Source organism: Acinetobacter sp. V2, assembly GCF_001188385.1.
GTDB lineage: Bacteria > Pseudomonadota > Gammaproteobacteria > Pseudomonadales > Moraxellaceae > Acinetobacter > Acinetobacter oleivorans.
In genome coordinates, this window is sequence record NZ_JZFB01000001.1 from 1911359 (window position 1) to 1913122 (window position 1764).

A 1764-nucleotide genomic window follows, 5' to 3' on the forward strand; every position below is an offset into this window, starting at 1 on the left:
CCATTCGCATTTGGTGTGTAAGTGTAGTTACCATTTTGATCAATTACCAAGGTACCGTAAGTACCTGCAATCGTAGTTGTACCAGTTGCACTTACTGCATTTCCATTAACTGTTGAGATAATAGCGTCATGGGTTGCAGCATCAACTGCACCGTTGATACCAACATCTTTAATAACGTTGCCAGAAATTGGCTCGACAGAGTAACCAGCCACGATGTATGGATTATAGACATCCATCGTACCAGTTAATGTTCCGCCTAAACCTACACCTAACAATCCGTCATAGCCGATAAATGCGCGGTATTGACCTGGTTCTAAGCCATCCACTACAGCAGTTGCTACTCCACCAATCAGAGATAGATCAATGAGCGAAGCTTCTGGGTTAGTGCCACCAATAGATACCCATTGTCCAGTAGTTGCATCGTATTTTTGAACAACTAGTGAGTAGTCACTTAATACATTCGCAGTGAGTAGTCCACTGAAGGTAAATGTAGCTGTACCTTCTCGGTCTGCATCCACATTAAATGCAATGGTTGCATCACCTAGTAATTGTAAGTTCAAACCAGCGAGAGAAACTGCTGCTAAGTAACTTGCACTACCAAGAGCTACGTCATCTGCAACAAGCAACGATTCTGGATTAATTTCAGCCACTGCTAGGTTGTCTGCTGCTTTCACAGAGCTCAATTGAATATTGAGATTTGCTTGAGCAGTGTCACCAGTTGCAGGATCAGTTAATGTATAGACAAACACATCTGTTTGACCTACACCAGCTGCACTTGCAGTAGGAGTATAAATGTATGAACCATCAAGATTTATCTCCAAGGTACCATAAGCACCATTAATGATCGTACCATCTGCTACAACAGGTTGACCGTTAACTGCACTCACAACTGTTGTTGGAGTCACGATGTCTACTTCACCTGAACCATTCACTTCTGTGATGACGTTACCATCAGCAACTTCAGTGTAGTATCCACCTACTTGCGTCGTGTCATAAACATCTATTGTGCCAGTTAAGGTACCAAGTAAACCAATACCTAGAAGACCGTTATAAGTCATGAATGCACGGTATTGACCTTCTTCTAAACCATCAATCACTACACTAGGAGTTGTACCTAATAAAGTAAGATCAAGAATGTCTGCTTGGCCACCACCATAGACAGAAGTCCATTGCCCCGTTGTTGTATCAAATTTCTGAAGGACTAGAGAATAATCAGATAATGCATCTACGCCAATTAAAGCACTGTACGTAAAGGTTGCGTTACCTTCATCACCTGCACCAACTGTAAAGCCAATCGCTTCAGAACCAAGTTGCAAATCAAGTCCAGCAAGTGACACAAGAGCTAAGTATGTTTTGCTACCTAGAGCTGCATCATCTTGTACAAGCAATGGTTGAGGTGCAAGTACTGCTGTATCAGTGTTATCAAAGGCAATGATACTAGACGAACTAATCGTTACCGTACCAGTTGCAGGAATCGATACATTACCCGCAGGATCTGTTGCAGTTACACTTACAGTATGTGGACCATCGATTAATGAAGGAAGTGTATTGTCCGCAAGCGTCCAAGTACCGTCACCGTTGTTGGTTGCATTATAGTCCAAGCCATCAACAGTCACTACAACAGTCGCGGTAGGATCATCAATCGTACCAGTCAATGGTGGCGTATCATCATTAGTAGTTACATTTGTGAAGCCGACTACTGGCGCAATAATATCAACGATAAAGCCGTCTGTACCATCGAGTACATCACCTGTACCCAAGTTA

General features: G+C 42.7%; 1 protein-coding gene. It reads right to left on the reverse strand.

The features are described 5' to 3' along the window. A partial coding sequence (locus UC75_RS20845; protein ID WP_228137230.1) for a BapA/Bap/LapF family large adhesin occupies positions 1 to 1764 on the reverse strand: 1764 nt, incomplete at both ends.